The following is a 15,552-nucleotide window of genomic DNA, read 5'->3' as shown; positions in this document are numbered from 1 at the left end:
CGAAGAATTGGTGCATTGTTGTATAGTCGTTTTCGGCATATTCAACTACCAATTGGTTTGTGTATTTTGTGAAGCCCTTGTTTTCTTTAGCTGCAAACGTATTATCTTGCATTGTAGTTGAACCACATGCAGTGAGTGATAATACGGTAAAGCTAATAAATAGTTTTTTGAATGTATTTTTCATTAGAATCCCCTTGTTTTCAAAAAAAGGACTGATTATTCATCAGCCCATGTAATTTTCTTATTCTTAACACCTGCAATAGATGCCAACGCTAAAAGGTCATATCCCTTTTCAGCAATATATGCATGTCCTTTTTGGAAAGCTTTTTCGATAACCATGCCAACACCAACGATTTCAGCTTGTGCCTGCGCAATTAAGTTTTCCGTTCCCTTGAATGCTTCACCATTTGCCAAGAAGTCATCAATGAATAATACTTTGTCGCCTTTTTTTAAGTATTCTTTTTCAATACAAATTGGATATGTCTTATTCTTTGTGAAAGAGAAGACTTCCGCAAAAGCAGGATCGATCATTGTGCTTGGTTGTGTTTTCTTGATGAAAATCAATGGCACATTCAAACGAATGGCTGTCGCATAGGCTGGGGCAATACCGCTAGATTCAATGGTTACTACTTTTGTGATGCCTTTGTTTTTAAAGTGTTCATAAAATTCATTTCCCATTTCATCTACTAAAGAACAGTCGATTTGATGATTTAAAAAAGCATCTACCTTTAATACCTCATCATTGATAAAATGTCCTCTAGTCTCGATTGCGTTTTTCAGTGCTTTCATGTTGGTTTCCTTCCTCTTTTCGTTTTATTTGTACAATAGTTTGTCCGATACGATGATTTTTTACTTCCTTAACATATACATCCATTAAGTCTAGACTGACTTTAAAATGTGAACCTTCATCAGGAATTTGTCCATAATGATTTAGAATGTATCCACCAAACGTGTCACAATCCTCGTCTTCTAATGAAATGCCTAAAGCTTTTTCGACATCTTCAATGTCAGCTTGACCATAGATTCTAAATTGATCTGCATCAATTTGTTGGATTGGATCTGGTTCATTGATATCATCATCTTCTTGGATTTCACCAAGAAGGGTTTCAATAATATCGTGTAAAGTCACGATACCGGTCATTCCTCCGTATTCATCAAGTAAAACCGCAAAGTATACTTTTTTAATTTTCATTTCCTTCAATAGAACATCGGCCTTCATATTTTGTGAAATAAAGAAAGGCTGATCCATTGCTTTATTGATGACATTATCTTGTTCAATCGAATCTAAACGGAAATAATCACGTGTATCTAGAATACCTACGACATCATCATTATCCTCGTCACATACAGGGTATAATGTGTGACGATTTTCTAGAATGGTTTTTTTCCATGTTTCTTTATCATCATTTAGATATAGACAAACAACTTCACTTCGATGTGTGCAAATTTCTTCAACAGGCGTATCATCAAATTCGAATAAGTTTTCGATAAATTCTTTTTGACTTGGTTCTACTCCACCACCGTTGATTACTTCATAAATATCTTCTTCGGAATAATCTTCTTGTTCTTTTTCTACTTGGAAACGTAAGAAGAAAGTAAACGGTGTAAATAAGGATTGAATACCTTTCGCAATAGACATAAATGTTTTTTCAAACTTGTCTAAATGAGCATTCGCAAATTTTCTTGGTAATAAATCACTCAATAAAATATATACATACACCAATAGAAGTACGACTACATAAAGTAATGGACCATGAATCAAAGATTGTAAATAGATTACACTCATCAAAGTGCCAAATACTTCCATGCATAGAGATAACCATTTTAATGTAGCTTGATATTTATAAGATTCATCTTCGATTTCTTTATTTGTAGAAACGATGCTGCTTGTCATTGAAAACAAGATGTTTAGAATAAATGTAAATAAAATTAAGATGGGAAGGTTCATATTAACCCTCCTAAACTATACTGTAACGGGACTGAATCATCCGGATTCATGAAACTATCACTCCTTCATTAATACCCATTATCATACACAATTTAAAGGCTTTTTTCAATGTGATAAAGAAAACAACCAGAAAATCTGGCTGTTTTAAAATTATAGATATTTACTTGCGTTATTCATTAAATATTGAATGATGGATTGTCGTGTCACAATACCAATAAAAATTTGACGATCATCAACTACAGGTACGAAGTTTTGTTTCAAAGATTGAGCGAACAATTGATCGACTGGAACATCGATTTGAACCGGTGGCGTAAAGTCTCCACGAATTAATTCATGAATCTCCATTTGTTCTAGATCTTCTTTATGAATTGAAGGATGATCTAATAAGTACCAAAGAAAATCCCCCTCTGTAATGGTTCCTACATAAACTCCTTCCTTATTAATAATGGGCATCGCCGTATATTTGTGCTTGCGCATGAGGGCAAGTCCATCTTCTACACTGATATTATCGTATAAATATTTAACACTATTTTTAGCCTTCAGAAAAAAGAATACATTTTCCTGCATTGTCTATCACCTCAGCTCTATACTACCATAATATTTATCATTTAAAAATCGTACAATTATGGGAAATTGTGCAGAAGTATGATAGAATTTCTGTAAAAGTGGAGGCAAGAAAATGGAACAATATAAAAAAGAGTTTATTGATTTCATGTTGGAATCTAAAGTGTTAAAATTTGGTGATTTTACACTAAAATCAGGACGTAAATCCCCATTCTTTATGAATGCTGGTGGATATGTTACAGGTAACCAGTTAAAAAGATTAGGTGAATATTACGCAAAGGCAATCGTCAATCAATATGGTAAAGACTTCGATGTATTATTCGGACCTGCATATAAGGGAATTCCATTGGCTGTTGCGACGACAATCGCATTAGATCATTTATATGGAATGGAAGTTCGTTACTGTTCAGATCGTAAAGAAGAAAAAGATCATGGAGCTGATAAGGGAAGTTTCTTAGGAACAAAACTACAAGATGGTGATCGTGTCGTTATGATTGAAGATGTTACGACATCTGGAAAATCAATGGAAGAAACAGTACCAAAGGTTCGTGGCGCAGCAAATGTTGAAATCGTTGGATTGATGGTTTCTTTAAATCGTAACGAAAAGGGAAAAGGTGAAAAAACGGCACTAACAGAAGTGAGTGAATTATATGGTTTCCCAACAGCTGCAATCGTGTCAATGCCAGAAGTAATTGAATATTTAGGTGATAAATTAGATCCTGAATTAAAATCAAGAATTGATGCATATTATGAAGAATATGGAGCTAAGGAATAGGGTCGAAAGATTCTATTCTTTTTATATACTTTGCGCATTGCGGTATATTTTGCATAAAAATACTTTGCGCACTGCGGTATGTATATCTATAAGTGCTTTATATAAAGTAAATTTAAATGTTCTGCTTTTCTTGCGTTAAAATGCAACGTTTTACGTTACTTTTGATCTATTGTGAATTAAAATATAAGTAGATAGTGCAGTATATAAAAGCGAGGTGATGGTGTATATAATATGCTGTACCATTACTTACAAAAACTTAATAATTTTGGTAAAATATCTACAACAACGAGTCTTCTTACGGGATATAATTCCAGTTGTAGAAGGCTCGATTTTTGTATATTAGGAGGTATCTTATGATAATTACAATTACACGTGAATTTGGAAGTGGCGGAAGAACCATTGCCAAGAAATTAGCTGAAAAACTAGGCTATGCTTATTATGATTATGAAATTGTGCAACAAATTGCTCAAGAAAGTGGTTTTGCGAAAGAATATATTGAAGAAAATGGGGAAGATGCATCCAGCACAAGTACATTTGGCTTTATTTGGAATAATTATGGATATAACTTATCGGACGAATTATATATTGCACAAAGAAATGTAATTTGTGAATTGGCCGATAAAGGAAACTGCGTTATTGTAGGAAGATGTTCAGACTATATTCTTCGTGATCGTAAAGATGTATTGAATGTATTTATTCATGCGGACTTTGAATATCGCAAGAATCGTGTTGTTTCGGTTTATGGACAAAATGAATTTGCCCCAGATAAACGAATCAAAGACAAAGATAAACGTCGTATCGCTTACTATAAATATTACACAGATCGTAAATGGGCCGATGCCAAAAACTATCAATTGTGTTTAGACAGTGGTGTTTTGGGCATTGATAAATGTGTAGAATTAATTGAAAAAGCCATGTAATTTTACTTTGACAAATTAAAAAAATAAAAATATAATCACTTCGTAACGAGTAGCGGAAACAGCGTAAATCCAGTTTTCTGCTACTTTTTTATATTTTTGTAAAGTGTGTTGCTCAAAAGCGTAAGTCCAACTTATGTAGGCAATGCACTTTTTTGTGTTTTAAGGAGAAAAAGAATGGAAGAAAACAACAAAATGAAAAATGAGCCCGTCAATAAGTTAATGCTTCAAATGGGTGTGCCCATGATTTTATCTATGGCCTTGCAAGCTGTCTATAATATTGTGGACAGTGCCTTTGTAGGAAATATGAAAGAAGGAAGTGAAGCCGCATTAAATGCACTTACCTTAGTTTTCCCTATCCAGATGTTGATGGTGGCCTTAGCCATTGGTACAGGTGTTGGAGTAAACGCCTTACTCGCAAGAACTTTGGGGCAGAGAAATCGTGAAAAAGCTTCTAAAGTAGCCGGAAATGGTTTGTTTCTAGCTACAGTTATTTATATTATTTGTGTGTTGTTTGGATTGTTTGGCATTAAAGCCTATATATCCTCTCAAACAAGGAATGCGCTTGTATTATCGATGAGTGTAGACTATCTAAGGATTTGTTGCCTATTATCCTTTGGCGTTGTGTTCTTTTCTATATTTGAAAAAATGCTCCAAGCTACAGGACGCTCCTTATATTCAACAATTGGACAAGTTACAGGAGCCATAATCAATATGATTCTAGATCCTGTATTAATCTATGGTTTCAATTTAGGTGTACAAGGAGCGGCTTATGCGACAGTCATTGGACAAATTTTATCGGCTTTATTATTAGTTGTGTTTCATATGCGTTTAAATAAAGAATTTGATCAGGGTCTCACTTATACAAAACCAAATAAGCGTATCATCAAAGAAATCTATTCGATTGGACTTCCAGCTATTATTGCGCAGGCATTGATGTCATTTATGGTGTACGCGATGAATTTAATTCTAAAATTTGATGCATCTGCACAAACAGCCTATGGACTTTTCTATAAAGTACAACAATTTGTCTTATTTATGGCATTCGGTTTAAGAGATGCGATTACACCTATCATTGCCTTTTCGTATGGTATGCAAAATAAGCATCGTGTTAAAGATGGAATTAAATATGGCTTAATATATACTATAGTGTTAATGGCCTTGGGCACTCTAATTACAGAACTATTCCCAAACTTTTTTGCGACACTATTTAATGCAGGACAATCCAGAATATATTTCATCAGTGCTGTTCGAATCATATCCATTAGCTTTTTATTTGCGGGTGTAAATATCGCATTTCAAGGTGTGTATCAAGCTTTAAATGGAGGTATGGAATCCTTGATCGTATCCTTGCTTAGACAAGCCATTTTGATTTTACCTTTAGCTTGGGGATTTTCAAAATTAGTCATTCAATATGATAGGGATGTATCTTTGATTTGGTATGCATTTGTGATTACGGAAGTTTTATCTTGTGTTGTGGGATGGATATTTTTAAGACGAATTGAGAAAAAGAAGATGGTGTTTGATTAAGGTCAAACACTTTTTCTTTTGTGTGGTGTATAATAAAGTACATATGGAGGAAACATATGGAACAAGATTCTCTATTTTCAATACAAGAAGACACAAGGCCTTTAGCCGATCGTATGCGTCCAGAAACATTGGATGAATATGTAGGACAAAAACAGCTTGTTGCCAAGGGAAATCTTTTGTGGCAAATGATTGAACATGATCAAGTGACATCGATGATTTTTTGGGGTCCACCTGGAGTAGGAAAAACGACATTGGCACGTATTATTGCCCATCAGACAAAGAGTTATTTTGTGGATTTCTCAGCTGTTACTAGTGGCATTAAAGAAATCAAGGAAGTTATGAAACAGGCCGATACGCGTAGGGCCTTGGGACAAAAAACAATATTATTCGTAGATGAAATCCATCGTTTTAATAAGGCTCAACAAGATGCGTTTTTACCTTATGTTGAAAAGGGAAGTATCATTCTGATTGGTGCTACAACAGAAAATCCTAGTTTTGAGATTAATTCTGCCCTTTTATCTAGGTGTAGAGTGTTTGTGTTAAACAGTCTAAATAAGGATGACTTAAAAGATTTGATTATTCGTGCTATTTCCAGCTCAAAAGGATTAGGCAATTTAAAAATACATATTACGGATGAAGATATAGATGCGATTGCCGCATTTTCAGGTGGGGATGCCCGCTTTTGTTTAAATACATTAGAGATGGTTGTTTATAATAGTCCAAGTGAATTGGATGGTATTCATGTTTCACAGGATATTTTGAAGCAATGCCTTCAAAAAAGGTCGTTATTGTATGATAAAAAAGGGGAGGAACACTATAATATTATTTCTGCCCTACATAAAAGTGTACGAAACTCCGATGTACAGGCCGCTGTATATTGGTTAGCACGTATGTTAGAGGCTGGAGAAGACCCTTTATATATCGCAAGAAGATTCGTTCGTATGGCTAGTGAAGATATTGGTATGGCAGATTCTAGAGCCTTAGAAATCTGTGTGGCAGCCTATCAGGCATGTCACTATTTAGGTGTTCCAGAATGCAATGTACATTTAACGCATGCAGCTGTATATTTGGCTTTAGCTCCAAAATCAAACGCTTTAGAAGTGGCTTATAATAATGCGAAAAGTGATGCACTAAAAACATTAGATCAGCCAGTGCCTTTACATATTCGTAATGCGCCGACAAAGTTAATGAAAGATTTAGGCTACAGTAAAGGATATGAGTATTCACATGATTATGAATATCACATGACGGATATGCAATGTCTTCCAGATGCTCTAGTTGGTAAAGAATATTATGTACCAAGTGATCAGGGATCTGAAGTGAAGGTGCGAAATCGCCTTGCGCAGATTAAACAAATCAAGGCCATGGTGCATAGAAATCGTATGATGAAGAAAAAATAGTTGAAAAAAGATATAAGATGGAATAGTGTATTTCAGTAGAAAGAGGTCATTATGAAAATAGAAATTCATAGTTTACAAGAAACACAGGAATTTGCCACTAAAATGGCAGATCTTTGTAGAAATAAACAATTAGTCATTACATTAGATGGAGATTTGGGTGCAGGTAAAACAACTTGGACCAAAAGCTTTGGGAAAGCTTTGGGTGTAAAGAATGTGATCAATTCACCAACTTTTACAATCTTAAAGGATTATAAACAAGAAGGTGGAGTCCCTTTCCATCATATTGATGCGTATCGTTTAGAAGGAAAATGTCAGGACTTAGGTTTTGAAGATTGTTTTGATGAAGGAATTACTGTAGTAGAATGGTCTGAATTTATTGAAGATCAATTGCCACAAGATCATATCAAAATTTCTTTTGAAGAAGGTATCGATGAAAATCGTACAGTGACATTAGAATATACGGGTCCTGTATCAAAAAGTATTGTGGAGGCATATCATGATTAGTTTATGTATGGATAGTGCTTATAAAGCATTAGTGTTAGGTTTATATAAAGATGGAATATTGATTGATGGTGTATCTATTGAAGCATTCAAGAAACAAAGTGAAACGATTTTTGTGGAATTAAATCAATTGTTTGAAAAGACTGGTTTAGACTATAAAGACGTAGATGAAGTGATCATTACAGATGGTCCGGGATCTTATACAGGCATTCGTATTGCGATGACAATTGCGAAAGTATTTTGTACACAAATGCATAAAACATTAAAGTGTATTAGTACAATGCAGTTGTTTGCGGGCATGGATGAAAGTGCCAATGTTATTTTGGATGCGCGTAGTAAAAGAGCGTATGTAGCACACTTAGAAAAGGGTGTTGTGGTTGGAAAAACACAAATTTTAGAAGTCAATCAATTGGAAGATTTCTTAAACGAACATCCTGGAACTTTATATGGAGATGGATATTTAGTGAATCAAGAAGCTGCAAGTTGTGATTTCTTGAAGAATTTTATGGAGGTACCAAGTCGTACAATTGAAAATGTACATGCCTTAGTTCCTCAATATTTAAAAGAAAGCGATGCCTATAAAGCATGATTTTTAAAGAAATGAAAGACACGGATCTTGTTCGTGTTTTAGAACTTGAACAAGCTTGTTTTAAACAGCCTTGGCTAGAAAAAGATTGTTTATATGAATTGAATGAGAATCCCTTTTCTCATGGCTGGATTTTACTAGATGAAGATACCATTGTTGGATACGCCTTTTTATGGGAAACCTTTGAAATGGCGCAGCTTGCTCGTATTGGAGTCGATCCTGACTTAAGAAAAAGAGGATATGGTAAAGAATTGATGATGCATTTATTTGATCGAGCTCGAGAAGTGGCTTGTGAATATATGACATTAGAGGTTCGTGCCAGCAATGAGGCAGCCTTGAATTTATATCAAAAAATGGGCTTTATTCAAGTCAATGTATCTAAAAGTTATTATCCAGATGGAGAAGATGCCATTGTGATGACATTGGCATTGTAGGAGGATTATATGATTATTATCGGAATTGAAAGTAGTTGTGATGAAACAGCCGTTGCGGTTGTCAAAGATAAAAAGGAAGTATTATCAAGTGTAGTCGCAAGCCAAATTGATGTGCATACAGAATTTGGTGGGGTTGTACCTGAAGTGGCAAGTCGTATTCATGTAGAAAATATTTCGTATTGTATTGAAAAAGCATTGAAGGATGCCAATATCACTATGGAAGATGTGGATGCGGTTGCCGTTACGCAAGGTCCTGGCTTAATTGGATGTTTACACGTTGGTGTGCAGGCTGCCAAGACTTTGGCTTTTGCCTACCATAAACCATTAGTTCCTGTACATCACTTGGCAGGACATATTTATGCCAATGAATTAGTTGTGGATATGAAATATCCAGTATTAGCGCTTGTTGTTTCTGGTGGAAATACAGAACTTGTTTATATGAAGGATGAAACAAGTTTTGAAATCTTAGGAGAAACGCAGGATGATGCGATTGGAGAAGCCTTTGATAAGGTGGCTCGTGTATTGGGTCTTGGATATCCGGGTGGTCCTAAAATTGATAAATTAGCAAAAGAAGGAAAGCCAGTATATGAACTGGCAAAGCCGAAAACACAGGGTCGTTATGATTTTAGCTTTTCTGGATTGAAGAGTAGTGTTCTACAATTTACGAAGCGTATGGAAAGACAAGGCAAGACATTTGATATGGCAGATTTAGCTTGTTCATTCCAGGAATGTGCATTGGACGAAATTTTCTCTCGTGTAAGAGCCGTATTAGATGATCATAAAGATATTCGTCATTTCGTTGTAGGTGGTGGTGTAAGTGCTAACTCAAGACTTCGTGAAAAAGTAGAAGAATTAAGAAATGAATATCCAGAAGTTGAGTTTACCGTGCCTCCAATGTATTGTTGTACAGACAATGCAAGTATGATTGGTGTTGCTGGAACAATCGCATATCTTTCTGGAAGAAGAGCAGATGCAAGTTTAACAGCTGATTCAAGTCTAGAAATCCAATAGGAGGTTTTTATGCAAGAGTTACGTTTACTTCAAGAAAGAGATTTAGAAAGTATATATTCAATCTATGTACATTATGTAAAGAAAAGTACAGCTATATTTGACCTTGTACCAGATTCTTTTGATGTATTTAAAGAACATATGATGGAAATCTCAAAGACAAATCCATTTTATGTCGCACTTAATGAGGATGTTTTAATTGGCTATGGCTATGTGCACCCGGCTTTTTCTAAAGAGGCGTATAAGTATTGTGTAGAACTTACTATTTATTTTAAAGAAGGAAAACATTATGGTTTGCCTTCAAAAATGTTAGATCAGCTTGAAGCGGATTGTAGAAAATTAAACATGCGTTGGATCATTTCATGTATTACAGATTCGAATGAAGAAAGTATTGCCTTTCATAAAAAACATGGCTTTACTATGTATGGGGCATTGCCTTCTTGTGGTATGAAATTTGATGTGTGGCATGGTGTGGTTTGGCTTTGTAAGAGATTGGATGAGGTTAAAAAGAATTTTTTGTGTGCAAGTAATGCAACCATCTTGGGTAATGTTTCAATTGGCAAAGATTCAAGTGTTTGGTATAATGCCGTGATTCGTAGTGAAGAAGAAACGATTGAAATTGGGCAAGAAACCAATATTCAAGATCAGTGTGTTTTGCATACGGATTGTGGCTATCCATTAAAAATTGGTGATCGTGTTACGATTGGTCATGGGGCCATTGTGCATGGTTGTACGATTGCAGATGAGGTGCTTATTGGTATGGGCGCTATTATCTTAAATGGAGCTCATATAGGAAAGCATAGTATCATTGGTGCTGGTTGTGTTGTGCCTGAAAATATGGTGATTCCACAAAAGAGTGTTGTGGTTGGAGTACCGGCTAAAATCATTAAAAAGACTTCAGAATCTCAGGCTTCTGACATTCTTTCAAATGCAGATCATTATGTAAAATTATCAAAAAAATTGGGTTAGTCATTTGGCTAATCCTTTTGTATATTGTAAAATCTTTGTAGTGAGGTTGACTATGGAAAACTTATTAAATTATGTACATTTAAGAAGAGATATCGACTTTTCTATTCGTCCCTTTAATGATGTTGATATGTTAGTATGCGCCGATCTATCTTATGTGGATTGGGATGGCATTGTGGAAAAGGACGAGGTTTCTTTAGAAGAAGCATGTCGTAAATATCTTTCTTTATATAGTGAAGAGGAATTAAAGAGTAAGTATACATTTTCAATAAATCTTCCACATTTAATTGATGCATTGCAAGATACGATTCGTTATGGAAATATAAAGTTAAAGAACTATAAAAAAGTCTATAGTGATGAAGATGTGATTCAATTTAGTGTGGTAACACTTGTGTTGCCAGATGGATCTTTCGTTATTTCTTTTAGTGGTACAGATGGTAGTATTACGGGTTGGAAAGAAAATTTAATGATGACTTATAAGCAGGATCTTCCTTGTCAAATTTTGGCGAAGGATTATGTTAAAGAAACCGTTGAGAATATTCCTGAAACGAATTATTTGTTTGGATTGAAAAAGAAGAAGGTCTATCCAAAGATGTATTTAACGGGGCATTCAAAGGGTGGAAATCTAGCGATGTATGCGTATTTAAAAAATCCAGAACTACAGGAATATATTGAAGGTGTGAAAAGTTTTGATGGGCCTGGCTTTGTAGAAAGTTTCTGGCAAGGTGATGAGGATATATCTAAGATCACAAACTATATTCCTAAGGATAGCATTGTGGGTCGTGTTTTAAATCATAAAGAACAAACAAAAATTATGGATGCCCAAGGTTCTGGTCTAGTTCAGCATGATACGCTTATGTGGAGTGTGGATGTAAAAGACTTTAATTATTGTGATGCACTCACGAAAGAGAGTGATGATTTATTGGAATATGTAAATAAGTTATTGATGGATCGTCCACTGGAAGAAAAAGAGCGTTATTGTCATTTGATTGGAGAATTATTTGATCGAATGGAAATTTATACGATTGCGGATTTAACTGAATTTTCATTTAAACAGGCATTGTTTGGAATTAAGGAGATTCGTCAATTGAATGCAGAAGAAATTAAGTTTATGTTTGAAGTTGTGAAATTTATTGCGGTGCAATCCGCTCCAATATTAGTGAAAGGAAGAAAGTAAAATGAGAAAAATAGGTTGGATTGGTGCTGGCATTATGGGTCAGCCAATGGTTATTCATTTATTGAATAAGGGTTATGAAGTGCATGTGTACGCAAGACATCCAGAAAGGGTAGAACAAGCTAAAAATGCAGGTGCCATTTTAGAAGAATCGATTGTGTCTTTGACATCCAATGTAGATGTCATTTGTACAATGGTCGGTTTTCCTAGTGATGTTAAAGAAGTATATGATGTGATTTTTAGTTGTATTGATGCGGGTAAAACTTGTATTGATTTTACGACTTCAAGTCCAAAACTTGCCAAAGAATTGTATACAAAAGGGAAAGAATTGGGGGTTCATGTATTGGATGCGCCAGTGACTGGTGGAGATACGGGAGCTAAAAATGGTACTCTAACTGTTTTGGTTGGTGCAGACAAAGAGGATTTTGAAACGAATAAAGAAATCTTTGAAGCGTTTGGAACGCAGATTGAGTATTGTGGCAAGGCGAGTTGTGGTCAACATGTCAAGATGGCCAATCAAATTATGATTGCGAATACGTTACAAGGTATTTGTGAGGCCATGTCGTATTTGAATTGTAAAGATGTGGATGAATCTTTCGTGTATCGCTTCTTGCGTAATGGTGCTGCTGGATCTAAACAATTGGAATTCCAAGGTAAGAAGATGTTAGAGAATGATTATGCGCCTGGTTTTTATGTGAAGCATTTTGTGAAGGATTTAAAAATTGCAGTACAAGAGGCAAATTTTCCTTTGTATGGTGTAAATCGTGTCATCAAAGAATATGTGGATTTAATGGATCGTGGTATGAGTGATTTAGGTACGCAGTGTTTGATTGAGTATTTTAGAAAGCCACAAATTAAAGCGGTTATCTTTGATATGGATGGTTTGATGTTTAATACGGAAAAGATGTTTAAGGATGAGTTTAAAGAGAAGGCTAAAGAATTAGGCGTTTCTTGTCCAGACTCTTTTCCGGAACCTTTAATTGGTTGTGATTCAAGAAAGGTTGCAGAGTTTGAAATGATGTATCCAGGTGTGACAAGAGTTATGGAAGAAATTCAGGAAGAGCGTGCGGATTATTTCTTTACATATTTTAAAGAGCCTGGTAGTGCCAATATGGTTGGTTTACAGAATCTAATTGAGTATATTGAAGAGAATAAAATTCCTTATGCGGTGGCTTCAAGTTCGCACCCACAGGATATTAAAAAGTTCTTGTCGCATGCAGGTTTTGTGTTAAGTCCAAATGTGATTGTATCTTCTAAAGAGGGATATAAATCAAAGCCGGCTCCAGATATTTTCTTGGCAGCAGCTGAAAGATTAGATGTAAAACCAGAAAACTGTTTAGTATTAGAGGATAGTAAGCATGGAATTATGGCAGCAGCCAATGCGAAAATGCATTCCATTTTTATTCAAGATCAGATTGCGCCAGATGACGAGATGAAGGAATATATTCAAGAGTCTTGTACGGATTTAAATGGGGTAATTGATTATTTAAAGCGTTGTAAATAATTGGTTGCTACTTTATAATATTGTTGAGAAATTAATAGGAGGACGTAATGAAAAAAGAATTAGTCATTGTTCTTGATTTTGGAGGACAATATAATCAGTTGGTTGCACGTCGTGTTCGTGAGTGCAATGTATATTGTGAAATTTATTCATATAAAACAGATTTAGAAAAAATCAAAGCTATGAATCCAAAAGGAATTATCTTAACTGGAGGACCAAATAGTTGTTATGAGGCAGATTCACCTACATATTCAAAGGAATTATTTGAATTGGGTATCCCAGTTCTTGGTCTTTGCTATGGCGCACAATTGATGATGCATGTATTGGGTGGAAAAGTAGAAAAAGCGGATCACCGTGAATATGGTAAGACAGAGGTTCTTGTGGATAAGACTTCTTCTAAAATCTTTGAGGGTGTATCTGAAAAAACAATTTGTTGGATGTCACACTTTGACTATATTTCACAGGTAGCACCTGGTTTTGAAATTACGTCTCATACAGATAACTGTCCTTGTGCATCAAGTGAAAATGCAGAAAAAGGATTATATGCTGTTCAGTTCCATCCAGAAGTATTGCATACACAAGAAGGTTCAAAAATGTTATATAACTTCGTTCGTGGTGTTTGTGGATGCTGTGGTGATTGGAGAATGGATAACTTTGTTGAAGAACAAATTAAAGCTATTCGTGAGAAGGTTGGAGATGGAAAAGTTTTATGTGCCCTTAGTGGTGGAGTAGACTCTTCTGTTGCAGCTGTATTATTATCAAAAGCAATTGGTAACCAATTGACATGTGTATTTGTTGATCATGGTTTACTTCGTAAAAACGAAGGGGATGAAGTAGAGGCTGTATTTGGTCCAGAAGGTCCATACGAATTAAACTTCATTCGTGTAAATGCACAACAAAGATATTATGAAAAGCTAAAGGGTGTTGAAGAACCAGAAGCAAAACGTAAGATCATTGGTGAAGAATTCATTCGTGTATTTGAAGAAGAGGCTAAGAAAATTGGAAAAGTTGATTTCTTAGTTCAGGGAACGATTTATCCAGATGTTGTTGAGAGTGGTTTAGGTGGAGAATCTGCTGTAATTAAATCTCACCATAACGTTGGTGGACTTCCTGATCATGTAGATTTCAAAGAAATCATTGAACCATTACGTGACTTGTTCAAGGATGAAGTTCGTAAAGCCGGTTTAGAATTAGGTATTCCAGAATACTTAGTATTCAGACAACCATTCCCAGGACCTGGTTTAGGAATTCGTATTATTGGTGAAGTTACTGAAGAAAAAGTAAAAATCGTACAAGATGCAGATGCCATTTATCGTGAAGAAATCGCAAATGCTGGATTAGATCGTTCAATCGGTCAATACTTTGCAGCATTGACAAATATGCGTTCAGTAGGTGTTATGGGTGATGAAAGAACATATGATTATGCCATCGCTTTACGTGCCGTTAATACAATTGACTTTATGACTGCTGAATCTGCTCAGATTCCATATGAAGTATTAAATAAAGTTATGTCTCGTATTATCAATGAGGTACGTGGGGTTAACCGTGTAATGTATGACCTTACTAGTAAGCCTCCTGGAACAATCGAGTTCGAGTAGAGATAAAACGAATAAAAGTGCCTTATATAAGGCACTTTTTGTGTATTTATAGGTTGCTTTGCTACCAAATTGATACCAATAATATAGAGAGCGTGTTCCTGATGAGAAATTGAATGTGTATTTTATATCTCAGTTTTAGTCTGTGGTGTAACTATTTTTGTGATTCTTGTACTTCATGTATTTTATAAATAGATAGATTTCTAGAAATTTCACTTCTTCTAACTATTGGTTTGCTGCTAGTCTTGCTTTGTTCTGATTTTTCCGATGTTAGGCTATTTTTTAAGCGTTACTACGTCATAATCTATGCTGGAATCCAATCTCCAATCCATTTTTGTTTAGTGTAATTATAACGACGTTTATATACTCTTCCATTTTCAAGCTTATATCTCCATTCTATGATGTCTGCTCTTGCTTCAATGGCTGGATTTGGTCCGATTTCGTTTGCAAAAACAGAAATAGTTTGAATAAAGTTGCAACTTAAAATTAGTGTTAATAATAAAATAGAATTAATTGTTTTTTTCATAAATTTACTCCTTCACTACTTTTATACCGGATTCAATTAAACTTTTTGGATTATCTATGAAAAAGGATTCTTTTCCGTTACAAAGAGAATATGTCCCATCTTTGTGCTGGATTAAATAATTCTTATT

The 15,552-nt window shown here is 35.0% G+C and carries 17 protein-coding genes; 12 read left to right on the top strand and 5 right to left on the bottom strand.

Annotation, left to right across the window (positions count from 1 at the left end; all coding sequences use genetic code 11):
- The 4 genes from ACZQCL_RS01780 to ACZQCL_RS01765 all read right to left on the bottom strand — a co-directional run.
- Positions 1-184, bottom strand: a 184-nt coding sequence (locus ACZQCL_RS01780) for a hypothetical protein (RefSeq protein ID WP_482481709.1), incomplete at its 3' end; no start/stop codon positions are given.
- 32 nt (positions 185-216) lie between these two features.
- On the bottom strand, positions 217-789 hold the full coding sequence (locus ACZQCL_RS01775; RefSeq protein ID WP_118115900.1) for a xanthine phosphoribosyltransferase: 573 nt from the start codon (positions 787-789) through the stop codon (positions 217-219).
- The gene (locus tag ACZQCL_RS01770; RefSeq protein ID WP_302159412.1) at positions 758-1,948 is read right to left on the bottom strand and encodes a hemolysin family protein; all 1,191 of its coding nucleotides are present in this window, start codon (positions 1,946-1,948) and stop codon (positions 758-760) included. Before ACZQCL_RS01770 ends, ACZQCL_RS01775 begins: the two co-directional genes overlap by 32 nt.
- 150 nt (positions 1,949-2,098) lie before the next feature.
- Complete coding sequence (locus ACZQCL_RS01765; RefSeq protein WP_278462856.1) at positions 2,099-2,515, bottom strand: CBS domain-containing protein; 417 nt, start codon at positions 2,513-2,515, stop codon at positions 2,099-2,101.
- 112 nt (positions 2,516-2,627) lie between these two features.
- On the opposite strand from ACZQCL_RS01765, the gene pyrE reads away from it, so the two are divergent.
- From pyrE to guaA, 12 genes are all read left to right on the top strand, one after another.
- Positions 2,628-3,287 (top strand): orotate phosphoribosyltransferase, encoded by a 660-nt coding sequence (gene pyrE, locus ACZQCL_RS01760; RefSeq protein WP_003865458.1) that lies wholly within the window; start codon positions 2,628-2,630, stop codon positions 3,285-3,287.
- 353 nt (positions 3,288-3,640) lie between these two features.
- Positions 3,641-4,207 carry a cytidylate kinase-like family protein gene (locus ACZQCL_RS01755; protein ID WP_003865456.1) on the top strand — a complete coding sequence of 189 codons (567 nt, stop codon included), beginning with the start codon at positions 3,641-3,643 and terminating at the stop codon, positions 4,205-4,207.
- Positions 4,208-4,381: 174 nt separating this feature from the next.
- Entirely contained in the window at positions 4,382-5,734 is a 1,353-nt protein-coding gene (locus ACZQCL_RS01750) for an MATE family efflux transporter (RefSeq protein ID WP_482481705.1), read from the top strand.
- A 56-nt stretch (positions 5,735-5,790) separates the two neighbouring features.
- The gene (locus ACZQCL_RS01745; protein WP_482481703.1) at positions 5,791-7,134 is read left to right on the top strand and encodes a replication-associated recombination protein A; all 1,344 of its coding nucleotides are present in this window, start codon (positions 5,791-5,793) and stop codon (positions 7,132-7,134) included.
- A gap of 51 nt (positions 7,135-7,185) precedes the next feature.
- A complete protein-coding gene (gene tsaE / locus ACZQCL_RS01740; protein WP_040466346.1) occupies positions 7,186-7,638 on the top strand; it encodes a tRNA (adenosine(37)-N6)-threonylcarbamoyltransferase complex ATPase subunit type 1 TsaE in 453 nt (150 codons plus the stop codon).
- Positions 7,631-8,224, top strand: coding sequence for a tRNA (adenosine(37)-N6)-threonylcarbamoyltransferase complex dimerization subunit type 1 TsaB (gene tsaB / locus ACZQCL_RS01735; RefSeq protein ID WP_482481701.1), 594 nt, complete (start codon positions 7,631-7,633; stop codon positions 8,222-8,224). Before tsaE ends, tsaB begins: the two co-directional genes overlap by 8 nt.
- A gap of 11 nt (positions 8,225-8,235) precedes the next feature.
- Complete coding sequence (rimI, locus tag ACZQCL_RS01730; protein ID WP_482481699.1) at positions 8,236-8,655, top strand: ribosomal protein S18-alanine N-acetyltransferase; 420 nt, start codon at positions 8,236-8,238, stop codon at positions 8,653-8,655.
- A 9-nt stretch (positions 8,656-8,664) separates the two neighbouring features.
- Complete coding sequence (tsaD, locus tag ACZQCL_RS01725; RefSeq protein ID WP_117572160.1) at positions 8,665-9,666, top strand: tRNA (adenosine(37)-N6)-threonylcarbamoyltransferase complex transferase subunit TsaD; 1,002 nt, start codon at positions 8,665-8,667, stop codon at positions 9,664-9,666.
- Between the two features lie 9 nt (positions 9,667-9,675).
- A complete protein-coding gene (locus ACZQCL_RS01720; RefSeq protein WP_482481697.1) occupies positions 9,676-10,632 on the top strand; it encodes a GNAT family N-acetyltransferase in 957 nt (318 codons plus the stop codon).
- A 52-nt stretch (positions 10,633-10,684) separates the two neighbouring features.
- Positions 10,685-11,806 carry an Mbeg1-like protein gene (locus tag ACZQCL_RS01715; protein WP_482481695.1) on the top strand — a complete coding sequence of 374 codons (1,122 nt, stop codon included), beginning with the start codon at positions 10,685-10,687 and terminating at the stop codon, positions 11,804-11,806.
- A gap of 1 nt (position 11,807) precedes the next feature.
- Positions 11,808-13,307 (top strand): HAD-IA family hydrolase, encoded by a 1,500-nt coding sequence (locus tag ACZQCL_RS01710; RefSeq protein ID WP_482481693.1) that lies wholly within the window; start codon positions 11,808-11,810, stop codon positions 13,305-13,307.
- 47 nt (positions 13,308-13,354) lie between these two features.
- Entirely contained in the window at positions 13,355-14,902 is a 1,548-nt protein-coding gene (gene guaA / locus ACZQCL_RS01705) for a glutamine-hydrolyzing GMP synthase (RefSeq protein WP_288523190.1), read from the top strand.
- A gap of 301 nt (positions 14,903-15,203) precedes the next feature.
- Here the strand turns inward: guaA and ACZQCL_RS01700 are convergent, their stop codons facing one another.
- Positions 15,204-15,425, bottom strand: a complete 222-nt coding sequence (locus tag ACZQCL_RS01700; RefSeq protein WP_117925705.1) for a hypothetical protein — start codon at positions 15,423-15,425, stop codon at positions 15,204-15,206.
- Between the last annotated feature and the right edge of the window lie 127 nt (positions 15,426-15,552).

The organism is Holdemanella sp. (assembly GCF_056804935.1).
This window is presented reverse-complemented; position numbering and strand designations above follow the sequence as displayed.

Excerpts from the sequence above, each read along its gene's own strand:
- rimI (WP_482481699.1), top strand. The coding sequence starts at position 8,236 with ATGAAAGACACGGATCTTGTTCGTGTTTTAGAACTTGAACAAGCTTGT.
- ACZQCL_RS01710 (WP_482481693.1), top strand. The coding sequence starts at position 11,808 with ATGAGAAAAATAGGTTGGATTGGTGCTGGCATTATGGGTCAGCCAATG.
- ACZQCL_RS01745 (WP_482481703.1), top strand. The coding sequence starts at position 5,791 with ATGGAACAAGATTCTCTATTTTCAATACAAGAAGACACAAGGCCTTTA.
- ACZQCL_RS01765 (WP_278462856.1), bottom strand. The coding sequence starts at position 2,515 with ATGCAGGAAAATGTATTCTTTTTTCTGAAGGCTAAAAATAGTGTTAAA.
- ACZQCL_RS01700 (WP_117925705.1), bottom strand. The coding sequence starts at position 15,425 with ATGAAAAAAACAATTAATTCTATTTTATTATTAACACTAATTTTAAGT.
- ACZQCL_RS01720 (WP_482481697.1), top strand. The coding sequence starts at position 9,676 with ATGCAAGAGTTACGTTTACTTCAAGAAAGAGATTTAGAAAGTATATAT.
- tsaB (WP_482481701.1), top strand. The coding sequence starts at position 7,631 with ATGATTAGTTTATGTATGGATAGTGCTTATAAAGCATTAGTGTTAGGT.
- tsaE (WP_040466346.1), top strand. The coding sequence starts at position 7,186 with ATGAAAATAGAAATTCATAGTTTACAAGAAACACAGGAATTTGCCACT.
- ACZQCL_RS01770 (WP_302159412.1), bottom strand. The coding sequence starts at position 1,948 with ATGAACCTTCCCATCTTAATTTTATTTACATTTATTCTAAACATCTTG.
- ACZQCL_RS01750 (WP_482481705.1), top strand. The coding sequence starts at position 4,382 with ATGGAAGAAAACAACAAAATGAAAAATGAGCCCGTCAATAAGTTAATG.
- guaA (WP_288523190.1), top strand. The coding sequence starts at position 13,355 with ATGAAAAAAGAATTAGTCATTGTTCTTGATTTTGGAGGACAATATAAT.
- ACZQCL_RS01775 (WP_118115900.1), bottom strand. The coding sequence starts at position 789 with ATGAAAGCACTGAAAAACGCAATCGAGACTAGAGGACATTTTATCAAT.
- ACZQCL_RS01755 (WP_003865456.1), top strand. The coding sequence starts at position 3,641 with ATGATAATTACAATTACACGTGAATTTGGAAGTGGCGGAAGAACCATT.
- pyrE (WP_003865458.1), top strand. The coding sequence starts at position 2,628 with ATGGAACAATATAAAAAAGAGTTTATTGATTTCATGTTGGAATCTAAA.
- ACZQCL_RS01715 (WP_482481695.1), top strand. The coding sequence starts at position 10,685 with ATGGAAAACTTATTAAATTATGTACATTTAAGAAGAGATATCGACTTT.
- tsaD (WP_117572160.1), top strand. The coding sequence starts at position 8,665 with ATGATTATTATCGGAATTGAAAGTAGTTGTGATGAAACAGCCGTTGCG.